The sequence below is a fragment of the Mesobacillus jeotgali genome, assembly GCF_002874535.1.
Taxonomy (GTDB): domain Bacteria; phylum Bacillota; class Bacilli; order Bacillales; family Cytobacillaceae; genus Mesobacillus; species Mesobacillus jeotgali.
Map to the genome: position 1 here is coordinate 16,389 of NZ_CP025025.1, position 18,079 is coordinate 34,467.

General features: G+C 43.0%; 18 protein-coding genes. 14 read left to right on the forward strand and 4 right to left on the reverse strand.

Annotated features, from left to right (window positions below):
* Nucleotides 1-52: 52 nt before the first annotated feature.
* The 12 genes from CD004_RS00095 (at nt 53) to CD004_RS00150 (ending at nt 10,208) form a co-directional block, all read left to right on the forward strand.
* Nucleotides 53-421, forward strand: a complete 369-nt coding sequence (locus tag CD004_RS00095) for a hydrogenase maturation nickel metallochaperone HypA/HybF (protein WP_102260900.1) — start codon at nt 53-55, stop codon at nt 419-421.
* Nucleotides 411-1,070, forward strand: coding sequence for a hydrogenase nickel incorporation protein HypB (gene hypB, locus CD004_RS00100; RefSeq protein ID WP_102264931.1), 660 nt, complete (start codon nt 411-413; stop codon nt 1,068-1,070). The genes CD004_RS00095 and hypB overlap by 11 nt, the downstream gene beginning before the upstream one ends.
* Nucleotides 1,055-3,394, forward strand: a complete 2,340-nt coding sequence (gene hypF, locus CD004_RS00105; protein WP_102260901.1) for a carbamoyltransferase HypF — start codon at nt 1,055-1,057, stop codon at nt 3,392-3,394. Before hypB ends, hypF begins: the two co-directional genes overlap by 16 nt.
* On the forward strand, nt 3,354-3,587 hold the full coding sequence (locus CD004_RS00110) for a HypC/HybG/HupF family hydrogenase formation chaperone (RefSeq protein WP_102260902.1): 234 nt from the start codon (nt 3,354-3,356) through the stop codon (nt 3,585-3,587). Before hypF ends, CD004_RS00110 begins: the two co-directional genes overlap by 41 nt.
* Nucleotides 3,562-4,668, forward strand: coding sequence for a hydrogenase formation protein HypD (hypD, locus tag CD004_RS00115; protein ID WP_102260903.1), 1,107 nt, complete (start codon nt 3,562-3,564; stop codon nt 4,666-4,668). The genes CD004_RS00110 and hypD overlap by 26 nt, the downstream gene beginning before the upstream one ends.
* Before the next feature lie 2 nt (nt 4,669-4,670).
* A complete protein-coding gene (gene hypE / locus CD004_RS00120) occupies nt 4,671-5,675 on the forward strand; it encodes a hydrogenase expression/formation protein HypE (protein WP_233434910.1) in 1,005 nt (334 codons plus the stop codon).
* Nucleotides 5,676-5,731: 56 nt separating this feature from the next.
* Nucleotides 5,732-6,253 carry a cytochrome b5 domain-containing protein gene (locus CD004_RS00125; RefSeq protein ID WP_102260904.1) on the forward strand — a complete coding sequence of 174 codons (522 nt, stop codon included), beginning with the start codon at nt 5,732-5,734 and terminating at the stop codon, nt 6,251-6,253.
* Entirely contained in the window at nt 6,250-7,155 is a 906-nt protein-coding gene (locus tag CD004_RS00130) for a hydrogenase small subunit (RefSeq protein WP_102260905.1), read from the forward strand. Before CD004_RS00125 ends, CD004_RS00130 begins: the two co-directional genes overlap by 4 nt.
* A complete protein-coding gene (locus CD004_RS00135; RefSeq protein WP_102260906.1) occupies nt 7,148-8,554 on the forward strand; it encodes a nickel-dependent hydrogenase large subunit in 1,407 nt (468 codons plus the stop codon). The genes CD004_RS00130 and CD004_RS00135 overlap by 8 nt, the downstream gene beginning before the upstream one ends.
* Nucleotides 8,554-9,018, forward strand: coding sequence for a hydrogenase maturation protease (locus tag CD004_RS00140; protein WP_102260907.1), 465 nt, complete (start codon nt 8,554-8,556; stop codon nt 9,016-9,018). The genes CD004_RS00135 and CD004_RS00140 overlap by 1 nt, the downstream gene beginning before the upstream one ends.
* Nucleotides 9,019-9,028: 10 nt before the next feature.
* A complete protein-coding gene (locus tag CD004_RS24155) occupies nt 9,029-9,262 on the forward strand; it encodes a hypothetical protein (RefSeq protein WP_180321262.1) in 234 nt (77 codons plus the stop codon).
* A gap of 241 nt (nt 9,263-9,503) precedes the next feature.
* Entirely contained in the window at nt 9,504-10,208 is a 705-nt protein-coding gene (locus CD004_RS00150) for a hypothetical protein (RefSeq protein WP_102260908.1), read from the forward strand.
* Nucleotides 10,209-10,552: 344 nt separating this feature from the next.
* Here CD004_RS00150 and CD004_RS00155 read toward each other — a convergent pair whose 3' ends face one another.
* Entirely contained in the window at nt 10,553-11,077 is a 525-nt protein-coding gene (locus CD004_RS00155; RefSeq protein WP_102264933.1) for an ECF transporter S component, read from the reverse strand.
* A 230-nt stretch (nt 11,078-11,307) separates the two neighbouring features.
* Between CD004_RS00155 and CD004_RS00160 the strand changes: the two genes are divergently transcribed.
* Nucleotides 11,308-12,849 carry a glycine betaine uptake BCCT transporter gene (locus CD004_RS00160; protein WP_102260909.1) on the forward strand — a complete coding sequence of 514 codons (1,542 nt, stop codon included), beginning with the start codon at nt 11,308-11,310 and terminating at the stop codon, nt 12,847-12,849.
* 408 nt (nt 12,850-13,257) lie between these two features.
* Nucleotides 13,258-14,253 carry an ABC transporter substrate-binding protein gene (locus CD004_RS00165; RefSeq protein WP_102260910.1) on the forward strand — a complete coding sequence of 332 codons (996 nt, stop codon included), beginning with the start codon at nt 13,258-13,260 and terminating at the stop codon, nt 14,251-14,253.
* A 77-nt stretch (nt 14,254-14,330) separates the two neighbouring features.
* Here CD004_RS00165 and CD004_RS00170 read toward each other — a convergent pair whose 3' ends face one another.
* The 3 genes from CD004_RS00170 to CD004_RS00180 are packed head-to-tail and all read right to left on the reverse strand — an operon-like array spanning nt 14,331 to nt 18,011.
* Entirely contained in the window at nt 14,331-15,470 is a 1,140-nt protein-coding gene (locus tag CD004_RS00170; protein ID WP_102260911.1) for a Ger(x)C family spore germination protein, read from the reverse strand.
* Nucleotides 15,467-16,918, reverse strand: coding sequence for a spore germination protein (locus tag CD004_RS00175; RefSeq protein WP_102260912.1), 1,452 nt, complete (start codon nt 16,916-16,918; stop codon nt 15,467-15,469). Before CD004_RS00175 ends, CD004_RS00170 begins: the two co-directional genes overlap by 4 nt.
* Entirely contained in the window at nt 16,884-18,011 is a 1,128-nt protein-coding gene (locus tag CD004_RS00180; RefSeq protein WP_102264934.1) for an endospore germination permease, read from the reverse strand. Before CD004_RS00180 ends, CD004_RS00175 begins: the two co-directional genes overlap by 35 nt.
* Nucleotides 18,012-18,079 lie beyond the last annotated feature (68 nt).

Below are 18,079 nucleotides of genomic sequence, written 5' to 3' on the forward strand. Positions count from 1 at the left end.
TCTGTAAAGACAGGCATAAAATAGGGTGAGAGATAACTTGGGTGGTGTTGGGATGCATGAAATGTCACTTATGTCAGAAATCATGGAGATAGTTTCAGAGGATGCAGCTGCAAGAGGCTTTAAGATGGTGAGGAGGATGGATGTAATTGTCGGGGATTTATCCAATGTCCTGCCTGATGCCCTGGAGCTGGCGTTTCTATTTTTTCAGAGACAGGAAGGCACTATGATTGACGTAAGTAGTACCCTGCATATTATACGGGAAGAAGCAAAAGCGCAGTGCCCGGCATGCCAGTGTGAGTTTCAACCAGATTACAGGATTGCGCTTTGCCCGGAATGTGGAGTTCCCGGATGCCTGCTTGTGAGCGGTGAAACTTTTAGGGTGGAATCCTATGAGGGGAGTTATGAAGACAATGAAAATTGAGCTAGGGGCAGATGTGTTAAAAGATAACAATCTAGCTGCCGCGTATAATAGAAGACTATTTAAAAATCACAAAACACTTGTCATCAATATCATGAGTTCACCTGGTGCCGGAAAAACAACCCTGCTGGAAGAAACGATCAAGGTTTTGCGTGGCGATTTAACCGTGGCCGTGATTGAAGGAGATCTGGCCACAGACCGTGATGCGGAACGATTGCGGTCTTTAGGGATAAAAACTGTCCAGATTAATACTGTTGGAGGATGCCATCTTGACGCGAGGATGATTGCCAAAACACTCCCGGAATTTGAGTTGGAAAACATTGATATTCTATTTATTGAGAACATAGGGAACCTGGTATGTCCGTCGGGTTATGACCTGGGACAAGATTATAAAGTCGTTTTATTAAGCGTACCTGAAGGCAATGATAAAATCCCGAAGTATCCAGTGATGTTCAGACGTACGGATCTGACGATAATCAATAAGATCGATCTCCTGCCATATGTCTCATTCAGTGTGGAGGAAGCCGAAAAAGATTTAGAAGCTATTAATCCTGCAGCACAGCTGAAGATTTTGTCTGCAAAGACTGGTGAAGGCCTTGAAAACTGGGTCAACTGGATTAGGGAAGCGTACAGGCAATGTACGGAGCATTAGGCATTAGGGTGACGGGGAGGGTGCAGGGAGTTGGATTTCGGCCATTCGTTTATTCCCTTGCGAAAAAATTTCATTTGACCGGAACCGTCCAGAATAATCTCGACCATGTCATGTTGATTATGGAAGGAAACGAAGATTGTCTAGTAAGAGCTGTAAAAGAACTAAAAGAGTCGCCGCCACCTCTGGCAAAGATCGATCATATCACGACAACCAAAATTCCCCCTGTTTATTTTGAAGAATTTACGATCATTCCCAGCAAAAAAGTAGATTCCTATTCCTTACCATGGATTTCTGCGGATGCGGCAATTTGTGAAGATTGCCTGCAAGAGATGAATGATCCAGCTAACCGGAGATATAAGTATCCATTCATAAACTGTACTCAGTGTGGTCCGCGCTACACCATCATACAGTCCTTGCCTTATGATCGTCCCAATACAACGATGAGTGAATTTACGATGTGTGACCAATGTCAGGAAGAATATGTTAATCCGTTGAACCGGCGGCATCATGCCCAGCCAATATGCTGTTTTGCATGTGGCCCTGACATTCGGCTATTTCATCAAAACGGTGAAATGTCAGCACAGGATGAGGAGGCACTTCTTGAGACAGGTGCACTCTTAAGGAGCGGAAATATCGTCGGGATAAAAGGAATCGGCGGCTATCACCTTGCATGTGATGCTCATCAAGAAAGAGCAATTGTTGAAATAAGAAAAAGAAAGAACCGGCCTCGCAGGCCACTGGCCATTATGGCAAGGGACCTGGATGTTGTAAAAAAGCATTGTTATCTTTCAAAAGAAGAAGAGGATGTGCTGACAAGTCCAGTCATGCCGATTATGGTGTTGCGGAAAAGAAAGGAATGTACCCTTCCGGAAGAGCTGTCACAAGGCTTGTCGACAATTGGAATCATGCTGCCGTATACCCCATTGCATCATCGACTATTTGAAACAAGCGGACTCGAATGCATGGTCATGACCAGTGCAAATATTTCAGAAATGCCGATACCTTACAAAGAAGAAGCGATCAATGATTGTCTATATGATTATCTATTAACACACAATCGTGGTATTCACCTTCCGATTGATGATTCTGTCGTCCAGTTCGACGGTGAGAAAATGCTCTATCATAGGCGGGCAAGAGGGTTTGTACCGGATCCTTTTCATACCGAATCAGCAGTGGACGGAATCGTTGCTTTTGGAGGAAATCAAAAAAGTACGTTTGCTGTGGGGAAGCAAAATGACATCGTGGTCAGTGCCCATATCGGCGACCTTGACTCCGAAGAAATGATTCATTTTTATAAGGCCCAGCTCCTTCACTATAAAAAGTGGCTGGGAGTTGAAGTGAAGCATATAGCGGTTGATAAACATCCTCTGTACGCATCAGCGGAACTAGTAAAAGAATATGATTGCAACATCATACCCATTCAGCATCACCATGCCCATCTTGTTTCCTGCATGGAAGATAACGGCATCTTGGAACCCAGTTTCGGGATCATCCTGGATGGAACCGGATATGGAGCTGATGGGAACATCTGGGGGTTTGAGTTCTTATACGGCAATGCCCATTCCTTTGAACGTCTTGGCCACCTGGAATATACTCCGCTTCCGGGCGGTGAAAAAGCTGTGAAGGAACCATGGAGAAATGCGGTTGGGATGCTTTATTATTACTGGCAAGAAGACGGCATAGAGATGGCGATGAAACTATTCCCTGACAAGGCCACTGAGGTCAATATCCTAAAGAGGATGATCGTGAATCAAATTCATATGCCTATGGCAGGTACTTGCGGAAGAGTATTTGATGCGGTCAGTGCGATTCTGGGAACTTGCTTAACTTCCACGTATGAAGGGGAAGCAGCAATCAGATTATCGGATTATATGATGAACGAAACGGAACATTCGGGTGGAATTTATCCATACCATCTAAAAGCAAACCAGGAAAATAAACTTCAACTAGACCTTTCTCCGATGCTCTCTCAAATCATCCAGGATAAATTCAACAATGTTAGTACGGCCAAAATCATTCACGCTTTTCACTCAACCATTGTTTCAGGCTGTGTGGAGATGATTGCTAGACTATCAGAAAGAAACCCGCATCTGAACAGGACGGTCATGTTGTCAGGCGGCTCGTTCCAGAATTTATTTTTAACGAAAGAAATTAAAGCGAAGCTCGAGGAAAAAGGATTTGCCGTTAGGACACATAAAAACGTGCCCTGTCATGATGGCGGTTTATCATTAGGGCAAATCATCATAGCTTCTCATGCTATTAAAAGTAAGGTGGTGGATCACTGTGTGCCTGGGAGTACCCGCAAAGGTGATGGAGATCGATGAGCAGACGGCTCTGGTGGATGTAATGGGATCGAGGATGCATGTCGGGATTCTGTTTGTCCCAGAGGTTAAAAAGGGTGACTATGTATTGCTTCATGCCGGACAGGCGATGACCGTTGTAGACGAGACTTATGCTCGCGAAAGCATCGAAGAATGGAGGAATATTTTAAATGGAAAGTTTGGAGACGCTCTCTGATCCGGCATTAGCACGTCAGTCACTGGAAGCCGTGGTTGAATTGGCTGGCGAATTTAAAAAGAAATTTGGAAGAGTGCCAGTTTTGATGGAAGTATGCGGATCACACACAATGGCTTTTGCCAAATCAGGATTGAAAACCAGATTGAAAGATCATGTCAGACTGATTGCCGGTCCTGGATGTCCAGTGTGTGTGACAGACCAGAAATCGATTGATGCAATGATTCAATTGGCTGAAGGATCAAACAGGATACTGTGTACTTTTGGCGATATGATGCGAGTCCCTGGTTCCAAAGTGAGCCTGATGAACTCAAAAACGGATGGCAAGGACATCCGGGTGATCTATTCCCCACTGGACAGTGTGAAGATCGCTGAGGAAAATCCCGATAAAGAAGTAATTCTCCTTGGGATTGGCTTTGAGACCACGATACCGATTTTGACCCTTGCCATTCGCGAAGCAGAAAGAAAAGAGTTGAAGAATTACAGTGTTTGGATGACAACGAAATTGGTAGAGCCGGTTATGAGGGCGCTTCTTGATTCAGGAGAGGTGAAGTTGGATGGCTTTATTTTACCCGGCCATGTTTCGGTCGTACTGGGCAAAAAGAGCTTTGATTTTTTAGTGGAAGATTACCAGATCTCGGGAGTCATAACCGGATTCGAACCGGTGCAGCTTTTAAGTGGGATCTATAAATTGCTTGAGCTTCTGCTCGAGAATAAATTTGATGTATTAAATGACTATCCCTCTGTTGTAAAAGATGAAGGCAATCTTACCGCACAAAAATTGCTTAAGCAATATCTGCGTCTTCACGATGAAGATTGGCGGGGGATGGGGACGATTCCAGGGAGCGGACTTGTCCTTAAGGAGGAATACGCACAATTTGATGCGAAAAAGCGGTATGAAGTATCTGTAGGAGAGCCGCGGAAAACAAAATGCCGATGCGGTGAAATCATCAGGGGATTAATCAATCCTGAAAGCTGTGTTTTGTTTAATAAAGGATGTACACCAGCCCATCCGATTGGGCCTTGTATGGTTTCAACGGAAGGAACTTGTGCAGCACATTATCAATATATGAGAGGGGAATAGGCTTGGTACAGAAAATTGGTTTAGCGCATGGGGAGGGTGGTGAACTTACCCACCAGCTGATTCAGGATGTGTTTGTGAAGTCTTTTGGCCATGGAGTACAGACGAAGCTGGATTCCGCTATTCTGCCTGGGATGATCAATAATATGGCCGTGACGACCGATAGCTTTGTCGTGAATCCGATTTTTTTTCCGGGAGGCAATATTGGAAAGCTGGCGATAACAGGGACGGTAAATGACTTAGCTGTTTGCGGGGCGATCCCCCGGTTTATTACAGCAGGCTTCATTCTTGAAGAAGGGTTTCCGGTAAATGATTTGAAAAAAATTGCCCAAAGCATGGCAGAAGAAGCGGAACGGGCAGGTGTCCACATTGTTGCCGGTGATACAAAGGTAGTCGAAAAGGGAAGTGCGGACGGTCTATTCATTAATACTACTGGCATTGGGGAACTGCAGGAGACGCACCGTCCAAACCCGGAAAAAATGAAAAAAGGTGACGTCGTAATCATAAGTGGCACAATAGGGGACCATGGGGTTTCGATTCTTGGCGCCCGAAACGAGCTTGGTTTGATGACAGATGTCGCGAGTGATTGTGCATCACTGAATCATCTTATTCAAGATCTTACGAATGAAGTTGGAGACATTCGCATCATGCGGGATCCCACAAGGGGCGGACTGGCCACTACCCTTGTCGAGATCTGTGAAGACTTCCAGGTGACGATCGAGCTTGGAGAAGACTCGATTCCAATACGGAAGGATGTCCAGGGAGCATGTGACATTTTAGGATTCGATCCTCTCTATTTAGCCAATGAGGGGAAAATGGTGTTTATTGTAGATTCGAGCTTAGCAGAAAGGGCGATACACATCATTAAACAAAATGAATTTGGCAGAGATGCTGAAGTGATCGGCCAGGTTTCATCGCTGGAGTCCGGAAAACTGTTGTTGAGAACTCCTTTTGGCACGACGCGCAGGCTGCAGCGGCTTTCAGGAATGCTCTTGCCAAGAATATGTTAATTATTCCTGGGCTCCCGCATAGGATAGGATGAAAGCTGCCTTAAGGAGAGGAAGTCATGAACAACACAGAGCTAATCAGATTACAGCTGAATCACCTTGTTACACAGGCACGGCAGGACTTGTATACCCTTTCAAGAACAAGTGATTACTATAAAAATCAGCAAATCCTGCAGCGCATATGGGATGCGCTGTCTTCCATCCACTTTCTAAGTGAGCTGTTGGCAAATCAGGCAAGTAAAACCTCTTGTCCAGTACAGAATTCCATTCCACAGCCTGCAGCCACAAGCCAGCCGCAAATACCACCGATCACTCCCCTGCCAAATCCAAATAACACAACTAACAATCAACGCTCGTTTACGATACAAGAGTTAGCAACATTCGATGGTAAAAACGGAAGGCCTGCTTATGTTGCTGTCAATGGCATCGTTTATGATGTGACGAATAATCGTGCCTGGGCGGCGGCTACTCATTTTGGTCTGGTTTCAGGAAAGGACTATACCCAGGAATTTGCGTCCTGCCATGCCGGTCAGCAATCAATCCTTGCCATGCTGCCAGTGGTTGGGAGGTTGGTGCAATGAGTCAGCCTGTATTGCCGCCTGAACCATTAACGAATGAGGCAATTGCTGAAAGACTTACAAGTACAGCAATTAAGCAACTTGATAGAGGTTTGATCAAGAAAAGAAACTTAGTGTACTTAGAATTGAACGGATGCTCCGGGAATATTATTTCTTTGTTGAATGGCCAGAATCCCGATATTGAATATGCGCTAAATTCAATGGTGAATCTTCGCTACAGCAACAGCCTGATGGCAGCCGAAGGAGAAAAAGCGATTGAAAAACTGATGGACACCCTGGATGAGGATTTCATTTTAGCCGTTGAGGGAGCGGTCGCCTTAAAAAATAACGGTCTTTATAATATCATCGGCAGCTGGCAAGGAAAGCCGCTTACAGGCCTTGAGGCAGCTAAAATGCTTGGAGAAAAAGCATCGAACATTTTGGCGGTAGGCGCATGTGCCACGCACGGTGGTGTTTCAGCTGCCAAGCCCAATCCATCTGAGTCCGTCGGCCTCCAGGCGGTTCTTCCGGAAAAGAAAATGATTAAGCTGCCAGGGTGTCCAGTACATCCAGACTGGTTTTTAGGGACACTTGCCCACCTCATCCTTTACGGAGAACCAGAAACAGATAACCTAGGCCGGCCGCTTATGTTTTACAGTACCTTGATTCATGACCGCTGCCCAAGGAGACCTTTTTTTGACAGGGGCATTTTTGCTGAAAAACTGGGAGATAAAACATGTTTATTCAAGCTTGGATGCCGCGGGCCGGTGACAAGGGTTGATTGCCCGACCAGGCAATGGAACGGACACGTGAACTGGCCGATAGGGGATGACACTCCATGCATTGGCTGTGCGCAATTTGGTTTCCCGGATGCAATGGCTCCATTTATCAGTTATGACACGACAAGGGTGGTGAAGGATGAGTAAACGTATTGTCATTAACCCATTAACACGAATCAGCGGCTTTATGGAGATTGATGTTACGGTAGAAAACAATCAGGTTGTGGATGCAAAAACAAAAGGCAATTTATTTAGAGGCTTTGAGCAGATGCTGATCGGCAGAAGCCCGTTTGATTCCGTTTATTTTACCCAGCGGATATGCGGGATTTGCTCATCTGCACATTCGATGGCCTCTTCTTTGGCGTTAGAGGATGCACTTAACATCGTGCCAATGGAACAGGGAAGGTATTTAAGAGATATTATTCATTGCTGTGAGTTCCTGCAAAATCATATCCGCCATTTTTATCAATATACGGTTCCTGATTTTGTGAAAATCGATCAAGATTCTCTGTTCCAGGCCGATCATGACGACTTCCGGCTGCCATCTGAAATCAATGACCGAATTGCCAGGCACTACTTCGAATCTCTCACAATCAGCAGGCTTGCCCATCAAATGCTGGCGGTCCTCGGCGGAAAGGCCCCTCATAATCATGGCGTCTTCATCGGCGGGATCACGACCCAGGCAACAGCAGAAAAGGTGGTCCACCTGGATTCGATTTTACAGAAGATATCTGCGTTCATTGATGAAAGTATGATTCCGGATGTATATGACATCGCCCACTACTATCAAGAATATTTCCATTTAGGCGGGGGCTACGGGAATTTACTGTCTTATGGTTCCTTTAACAACTATAAAGAGCTTGGGACATTATATGTTGATCCGCTTGTCTTGACGGCTGAAGGTATGCAGGTATTTGACGAAAGCAAAATTCAGGAAAAAATCGATCACTCTTACTTTACATCAGAGAAAAATACCAATTCACCTGAAGAAGCTGAGCCAGTGCCGGATATGGATAAAAAAGATGCTTATTCCTGGGTAAAAGCACCAAGGTATAATGGGCTTCCTTTTGAAGTGGGACCGCTGGCAAGATTAATATTAAGTGGTTTGTATGATAATGGAATTTCGGCAATGGATCGAACGATTGCCAGAGCCCTGGAAGCGAAAAAAATCGCGGAAATAATGAAGGTATTGCTCAAGCAGATCATACCTGGAGTAGATGTGCAAAAAAAATATAAACTACCCGAATCGGCATCCGGAAGGGGATTGGTTGATACGACAAGAGGAGCCCTTGGCCACTGGCTGAAAATAAAAGATAAGAAGATATCATACTATCAAATCATTACTCCGTCCACCTGGGATTTTTCAACTCGAGATGAAAACGGCTATAGAGGGACTGCTGAAGAAGCTTTGATCGGGACACCCATCCAAAACCCGGAGAAACCTGCCGAGATTGGAAGGATCCTGCGTTCTTTTGATCCTTGCATGTCATGTGCGACCCATGTGTACATTCCGGGAAAACAAGTGAAAACAATAAAGGTGTTTTAATGGAAAAAATCATCGTTTTAGGTATTGGCAACGTATTGATGATGGATGATGGAATCGGCATTTATTTGATTGAGGAACTATCCAGGCTGAATACTAAAGCAGATATTTCGTTTTTAATTGGTGAGTCGGATATTGATTATTGCATTGAGCAAATAATGGATGCTGCCTTTGTGATTATTGTCGATGCAGCATTTTCAGGTAATGAGCCAGGAAGCCTTACGATTTATCCGCTTTCTGATTTACATGAACACCGGGAACTGGATATTTCCTCTCATAATTTCCATCTGTTTAATCTGTTGTTTCTCCAAAAAGATCGGATCAAGGGATTTCTTATCGGGGTGGAGCCATATGAGATCCAGTTCCATATCGGGTTAAGCAAGACGCTGAATGAGAAATGGAATAGGATCCTGCAAGATGTATCAGAGACGATTGGTGCACTGATTAGGAGAAAGAATAAATATTAGGGAGCAGGTTATGCAAAATCATTATTATAATTCGAATGTCAGGAATTCGACTGTCGTCGGTTTTGCTAGAGGCGATGTGAATGGTGACAAGATTCCAGACACAGTGTATGTTACTGGCATGAAAGAATCAGATGTTTTCCAAGCAGATTCATTGGGTTTTATACAGAATAGATTAAAATGGAACGGCTCCATGTTCGTATTGGATTATCAAGATTTGGCGATTTTTGGTTCTCAAGCTGAGTAAACTGTGCTGTACCCCAGTATTGGAGGTTTCCTGCGGGTGAAGCGCTTCCGAACCTTCTGTATATCGCTTGAAAATTGCCCGGCATCCACTTCATTCAATGTTGGGCAGTCTACTTTCCACAGAAAAAATAATTCCTAACCGATATGTCGGATATCGCCAATTCTGCTAGAATAAAAATATAGACGATATGACTCTTGCAAATATTGTTGAAACTCGTCATATTGGAGATAGGAGGTGCGATATGCGACACGATATACAACCGAACGAACAGGCATTCTCAACAAAAGAAGTAGCAGAAGCTGTTGGGATTGCAACCCCTACAGTTCGAAAGTACGGCCAAATACTGGAGCGTAATGGCTATGAGTTTTTGAAGGATGGCGACCGGAGGATCTTTGTCCAATCCGATATTAATTCGCTTATAGCGCTGCGCGATACGGACAAGCCATTGGACGATACAGCAAAAGATCTTGTTGCCGAGCAAAAAGAGAGGCTGGATGGATCGGGCAGTACAGAGGTTGCAATCAACGACGCGTATGGGAGTAACTTACCGCAGGATCCAGACCAATTAAAAGAGGTATTGCTTTTTGTGGTCAATGAACTGGCAGCTGCGCGTGAAATGAATATGCAGCTGAAAAACGACATGACCCAGATGAAGACAAGTGTTGCCCAGCTTCAGCAGGATCATCATGTGATTAGTTCCAGTATCGGAAATTCAGCACAAAGAACGAATGCGAAAATTGAAAGATTACTTGAACAGCAAAATGGCCATTACGAAGACTTGCTGCAGCAGGAAAGAGAGAGAAGTGAGCTTCTGCAAAAAGAAATTCAGAAAATGCGGGAAGAGCAAAAGAATGAGTGGAATTCCCAGAGTGATTTTAACAAACGTCTGGAAGAGGAAATCAAGAATAGAAAATGGGGATGGCTAACAGCAATATTCCGGAAATAAGGTACATGCAAGACCTTGTAAGAGATCTTGCTGCCCGATATGAATACGAGCATTGCTACGAGTATTTGTGTCGTGTCTAAGAAGGTTTTATTGTATATCGCTTGACGATACGCAATCTAGAATCCTTTCAAATAGCCTCCGGAGAGAAAGACCTAATCGAACCCCACCTTCAAAATCCAACAATTTCCCGAGAAATATCTACAATTTATGTTTAGCGTTCGACAATATGATCAGCACACATTAATGGACCTGGAGTCAATTTCTTTCGAGCGTTAATCAAATGAATACATAATAAAAACCCCTATGGAGGAATATATTCCATAGGGGTTTTTATGGCGTACAAATTATAACAATTTCTTCATTCGGCCAACAAGTGGGATGACAATCAGACCAGCAATGACGACCTGCATGACGTTTCCTGGGATTGAGCCGAATGGCTGGATCCAGTTTCCGTATAGAACCACTTCGGTAAAGTAGTAGCCAACGATTTTAATGACAAGGGCAACGATAACTGCAAGAGAGTACACATACACTTTCTTGCCAGGCATTTTTTCAGCCATCAATCCAGCTACATAGCCCATTGCGCCGACGATAACGAAAGTGAACGGCGCCCACAATGCCCATCCTGAGATGATGTCGAACAAGCCCATTCCGAAGGCTCCTGCTATTGCACCTGTTTTCCTGCCGTAAACGAAGGCGGCAATAAATAAAGGGATGTTGCCCATATGGATCAGGCCTCCATTCCCCATGATCGGGAGCCTGATATTGATGAACATGGTTGCTACAACGGTCAATGCAATAAAAAGAGCATTGATGACTAAAACTTTTGTCTTAGTTGTTTCTTTGGTTGTTGAGTATGCTGCATTCATTTGCTTACCTCTTTCTTTGTTCAGGACTCTTTTCGTATACTTCGAAACAGCCTTTTTAATTTCTATCATACTCTTTATTGGTAACTTAATAAATACATAATAATAGGAACTTGTACAGGATTTTGGGAATTTAATGCCCCTCCTATATGGGGATATTCGCGAATGCATGCCTTGATTTCGGGCAAGATAACCGTATCTTGTAAGGAAATTCATCATGGGGAGTGGCTGAAGTGAACAAGGTATCAAAGGTATTCTGGATTTCTCTCGTCATTGCGAGTGGATTTGTGATTTGGGGTGTGGTAGCTCCAATCCAATTAGGTGAAGTAATGGATGTGGCTAAGGGATTCTTTTTAGACACTTTTGGATGGTTTTATCAATTAGCAGCTTCTTTCTTCCTCCTGTTTGCGTTATTTTTGATTTTTAGCAAATATGGAAAAATAAAGTTAGGAGCAGATGAGGACAAGCCTGACTTCAGCCGTGCAACGTGGTTTGCAATGTTGTTCAGTGCTGGAATGGGTATCGGGTTGCTTTTCTTTGGGGTCTCGGAGCCTATTTCTCATTTTGTAAATCCGCCAATTGGTGAAGGGGGCACACCTGAGGCAGCAAAAACTGCTTTAAGATACACTTACATGCATTGGGGTTTTCATGCCTGGGCTATTTACGCTGTCATCGCACTTGTCCTGGCATACTATAAATTCAGGAAAAAGAAACCTGGTCTGATGAGTATAACCCTCATGCCTTTGATAGGGGAACGCTCAAAAGGAATACTCGGAACCACCGTAGATGTAGTCGCTGTATTTGCAACGATTTTTGGTGTAGCAGCATCTGTAGGATTGGGTGCGGCACAGATAAATGGAGGTCTAAACTATGTTGCGGGAGTACCAAATAACTTCACGATTCAGCTTATTATAATAGCAGTTGTAACTGTTCTTTTTCTCCTATCTGCCAGCACTGGTCTGCAAAAGGGAATTAAGTATTTAAGCAATGCGAACTTGATTTTAGCTGTCCTTTTGCTTTTTGGGTTATTAATCTTAAGTCCAACAGGCTTTGTCCTTGACCTGTTTACGACAACACTTGGGAGCTATGTGCAAAACCTGCCGAGCATGGGTTTAAGATTGACTCCATTTAATGAAGAGCAAGCTGGTTGGATAAAAGACTGGACAATCTTTTACTGGGCATGGTGGATTGCATGGGCACCTTTTGTAGGGACATTCATTGCCCGTGTTTCCAAAGGAAGGACGGTGAGGGAGTTCATGATTGCCGTACTCATCATTCCCACACTTGTTTGTGCCTTCTGGTTTGCGGTATTTGGAGGAACGGCTATTTACTTTGAATACTTTGAAGGTGCCAACATATCCGGTCAAAGCTTAGAAACAGCCCTATTTTACGTATATGACCTTTTACCATTCTCTGGTGCATTGGTCATTATTACATTAATTCTTATTACTACATTCTTTGTTACTTCGGCTGACTCAGCTACATTCGTCTTAGGGATGCAAACAGCGAAAGGAGACTTGAATCCACCAAATGTCGTGAAAATTGTCTGGGGGCTTTTTCTATCAGCATCTGCTGTCGTACTTATGCTCTCTGGTGGACTGAGTGCTTTGCAAACAGCCATCATTGTCAGTGCCTTTCCATTGACCTTTGTATTGATTGCTATGTCCTTCTCAATATTAAAAGACTTTAGGTCAGAGGTTGTTGAAAAAAAACCAAAAAAGGAAAAAGGGAAATTATTTAAAAAAGAAGATAAGCCAGATCCCAACCCTGTATAAAAGTTCTTGTAAGTTGTACTCAATGCAGCTAGTAAGACATACAAGTATATGATCGGCTTTCTGAATGAAATACTTATTGCTATAAACAAGGATGCAGCAGGTGCACATAAAGGATATTCCCGTATGCCTTATGGGAATAAATCAGCAGAACTGGAATCGTTTATACGTAATGAGTAACAAAGACACGGATCTATCCTATTTGGATGGATCTTTTTTTGTCTGTAAGTATAGAAAAGTCCTAAATCCGCAAAAAAAATCCTAAATCTCCTATTGTCCTACTCTCTAGCACGTGTTAATATCAGAATATTAAAAATAATATAAAAACGCTTACAGAAGGAGGACAGACAGTCGACAATTTCATTCACCAAGACGATACATACATTTTCTTGAATTTGGGGAGGACAAAGGATGAAAAAGAGATTGGCAGCTTTAATGAGCGGGGCAATGCTGATGCTTGCGGCATGCGGAGGCGGAAGCGACCAGGCGAGTGGTGACAATAAAGAAAAAATGGTTAAGATCGGAATTACCCAGATTGTTGAGCACCCATCTTTGGATGCGACAAGAGAAGGCTTTATTGCAGCCCTTAAGGATGCTGGCTATGAGGAAGGCAAGAATCTCAAGCTTGATTATCAGAATGCCCAGGGGGACATGAATAACAATGCATCGATTGCCCAAAAGCTGGTTTCGGATAAGAATGATCTTATTTTAGCGATTGCGACACCTAGTGCCCAGGCGGCAGTCCAGGCGACGAAGGATATACCGATTTTGTTCTCTGCCATAACCGATCCTGTCTCTGCCGAGCTTGTACAAAGTTTCGAAAAGCCAGGCGGAAATGCGACTGGAACATCTGATACTCATCCAGATGCCATCAAGAATACAATTGCAGCGATTAAAAAGTTCATTCCTGATGCGAAAAAGGTCGGTATCATATACAACAATGGCGAGCCGAATTCTGTCATAAATGTGAAGAATGCGAAAGAGGCTCTAAAAGAAGAGGGTCTGGAAGTGGTCGAAACAACCATATCAACGAGCGCTGAAGTTAAGCAGGCAGCTGAATCAATGGTTGGACGTGTCGACGTATTGTATATACCAAAGGATAACACTGTTGTAGCTGCACTTGAATCTGTCATCACAGTAGCAAATGACAAGGACATCCCGATCTTTTCCGGTGATGGGGATTCGGTAAAGCGCGGAACGTTTGCGTCCTATGGATTTGATTATCATGACCTTGGATACACAACTGGCAAAATGGCGGTGGAGATTCTGAAGGGCAAAAAGCCAAGCGAAATTCCCGTAGGCTTCCCTGAAAACCTCGAACTGATTGTTAATAAGAAGGCAGCCGAAGAAGAAGGCATTACGCTAACTGAGGATATGCTGAAAGATGCAAAAATCGTTGGAGAATAATCTTTGAAATTAAAAAGATGGCCATTCATTAAATGATGAATGGCCATCTTTAGAATAATGCAAGCTAAGGAGCTTCCCTACTCGTATTTATAGGTGTTGAAATGGAGGATTTGAACGTCCACTTTCACGTCCTCTAAGGAATCCTCCTCTAAGTAAAAGGTATTTGTTCTTTTTACTTCTTTGTATTTTTCAGGGTATGTCCTGTACCATTTTTCGCCGATGTTCAGAACATCAGCATGATTTCTCACTCCATTTGAAAAGGTGGAAATTATTTTCTTTTTAAGATCCTTCTCGATTTCTTTCTTTAATCTATCTTCAGGAATGTCCCTGACCTTTTCCAGCAAATCTGCTTGAGCGCTAACTTCAATGGAAAAATGGGGGGCATCGGTTTCTTTTCCATATTTGATTTTCAATTTTGGGGAAGCAAGCTTGACTACGGCGGCTAGTTCACCCTCTTCTTCTGCTCTTTGGGTCAATGATACTTTCTTTTCCAAAAGCCAATCGATAAAGATTGCTTCCTTAAAAGACAAAGAATTCGTGTACTTTTGCTGTTGGAAAACCACCAGACCATCAAAATATAATACCGGATAGCTTTTATCAGCCTGCCAGCTTTCTTTATCGATTTTGACCAATGGGAGCTTAGCGGAGCCCATCGGCTCATTATATTGTCTTAAGAAGTCCATGAGGGTAGTGGGTTTTATTTCATCTTGAAATAATTCGGTGTCCCCCTTTTTATAAAGAACTGTATAGATTGCAGGATAGTTAAAAAGGGCCTTTATATTTAAAACTTCCTGTATGCTTTCCTCTGTTGTCATCACTCGAAGGGTAGGCCGAAGCGAGCGATTCCTGCCAACTTCCTCAATGACCTCACTGAAGCGATGTGTAACAATTCTTTGACTAAGAAGAAGGGTGATGACATGTCCGAAAAATAATGGTGGTTCTGTTCGATTGTACAGTTTGCTTACTGCAAGGTTCAAAGTTTCTCCTTTTGCGGATGCAATGAATATTGGGACTGGTTCAGTAGGCCTGCTCCCTTCTTGTTTGGCAACATTGGCAAAATTCAACCCTTGCAGGTAAGCAGTATATTCTTCTTTTTCTGGGTCATAGTCCATTCCTATCGCAACGATATACGTCAAATCCTGAATGTTTTTAACGTTAGAGCAGCCACTTAGCATGACACATCCGATAATAATAGAAATAAGACAGCGACTTCTCATGAATGATTTCCACCTCTTGTCGGATCGTCTGGACTTGTTGAGGAGGTTCTTGACTTATAATACTGTGTCGGTGCCTTTAGGAAGGATTTTATGGCTTCCCTCAAGCTAATAGGAGCAATCGAAGCCAGATAAGGCGATCCAAAGGATGAAATGGTCGAAAAGTAAAGAACGGTCAGGAGAAACCCGATGATTACACCGAATAACCCCAGGAAAGTGCTAAGAAAGATAACAGCGAATCGTATAACGGTAATTGCAGAGCTTAGTGACTGATTCACTAAAGTGAAAGATGAAATATAGGTAATAGCAGCCACGACTAACATCGTCGGTGATGTTAATCCGGCCCTGATGGCTGCATCCCCAACAATCAGGCCGCCTAGAACAGCAACTGTCTGCCCGATCGCTCTCGGCAACCGGACACCGGCTTCATTGAATAACTCAAACAAGGAAAGAATGATGAACATTTCAATTGGTGCCGATAAGGGCAATCCAAAGCGGGATACAGAGATCGTGGCTACAAGTAAATAAGGAATTTGTTCAATATTAAATGCAGAGAAAGCGATCCATGTTCCCGGCAAAAAGGCAGAAACAGTGATCCCGAGCATCCTGATTATTCTTTCTAATGAAACATAGGCATAGCTTATGTAACTATCCTCAGGTGATTTCGTTTGCAAAAGCAAATTAATCGGCGCAAAAGACACTGTAGGATTCCCGTCCACAATAAGGGCAAACCGTCCCTGGTTCAGTGCCTCGACAATAAAATCAGGTCTCCCTGTGTAGTCCATTGTTGGAAAAAAGGAAAGAGGCCTGTCCCGGATTTTCGATTCAAGATCGTAAATGCTCGTTAAAATGTCCATCTCAACAGTAGACATCCGCTTCCTAATCTCACTAAGAACTCTTTTATCGATCAAATCATCGATATACAGGATTGCAACCTTTGTTTTACTTCTTTTGCCGATGGTGTACTTCTCCAGACATAAGGAAGGTGTGTTAAGCCTTCTGCGGATTAAGGATATATTTGTCTTTAAATCCTCTACAAAACCATCCTTTGGTCCTCTAATGGACGTTTCAAGTGCGGATTCTTCCGGCTGGCGCTTAGGCAGGTCTGCAGCCTGGATGCTGAGCAGTTCCTCTTGAAACCGGAATAAGACATTTCCGCCTAAGAGTAAATCAATCACCTCTTCTAAAGGTTTGGATGTTACATCTGCCGCTTGAAAAAGTGCTGTAAGCTTCTCTTTAGGAGAACCTTCTGAATCAGTACCAATTTTCGGCAAGATATATTGGTCCAAGTATTGAATATCAATCAAGCTTTCCAAATAAACGATTTCAAAAGAGCCCATATCGGTCTTGTGTTCTTTACAGACTAAATCCTGACTGTTTTTTAGTTGTTCTTTAGCCTTTTCTATAAGACTTGGTTTATGAGGAGGATTCGAGTTTATTGTTCTTGCCATTTCGTTCATCCCTTTTCATGAAAAATAACAGAATTAACGCTGATGATAAGGTTTGGAACATAAAGAAAATCATGCTAGCCGGAAGAAAGTAAGCGAAAACGAAATGATAAAAAGAATAAGATTCTAGATTTAACATCATCAGACCCAATAAGGTTATATATAAGGCAACAATCAGCTTGGGGTTCAATTGGTAATGCTTCTTTTGATCTGTAAAAAACAGACCAATGAGATACATGAACAAGCCAATTCTAATCAAGGCACCACTCAGCCACTGATACAGTGCGAAAAAATCCAGATGAGAGATATACTCTCCAATGCTTAGAACACGCCATTGCTCATAGGCAGGATACCGGTAATGAACGGATTCAGCTGGTCCGAATTCCATTATCGATGCGGTAAGTGGACCTAAGATCAATCCGGTAAGAATAGTCAACATAATGAACAATTGCCTGAACTTGATGCGTTCCTGAGAAAATGGATGCAATAAAATCACAAGATATATTTCCAGAAGTCCGGATAAGGCATAAACGATCCCTTTGACAACAGGAAAATACCCATCAGCTAAAACCGGAAATAGCAAGGCAGGATCTTTTAAATCTGTGTTTGTCAGTGCGATGAATATTCCGAAAATCATGACAAGCGGCAATATGAATCCGCTGGCTATCGCCATATATTTGATTCCGGCAAGAGTGACCAACAAACAGGCAACGATCAACATCGCATTGATAAAGAAAAAAGAAGTGTCGGCCAGGAAGTATGCATTCAGCCAGATGATTAAATCCCTAAGAGTGATATAGGCGCTAGCAAATAAAAAGAAAATGACAGGGATGGAAAAAAGGATGGAAAAAGATTTCCCAAGTCTATTCCTGATCATCGAAAAGAAGCCGTCATGTGGACTTTTTTTGACAATGAAATAAATCAGCCAAAGAAAAACAAGAGAGATAGGATAGGCCAAGAGAACACTTAGCCAGCTGTCCCGTCCAGCTGCTGATAACAGGTTCGGGATCAGAATGACGTGATTGAGCAACCCGGTTGAAAGTAAAAGCAATAAAAATAACTGTCTAGGTATCAGGATCTTTATCAAGCTGTCCAAATTATCACCAATTCTTAAAAGGATAGACTTTATTATCACCATACGATAGAAAATTATTATGCTTGTTA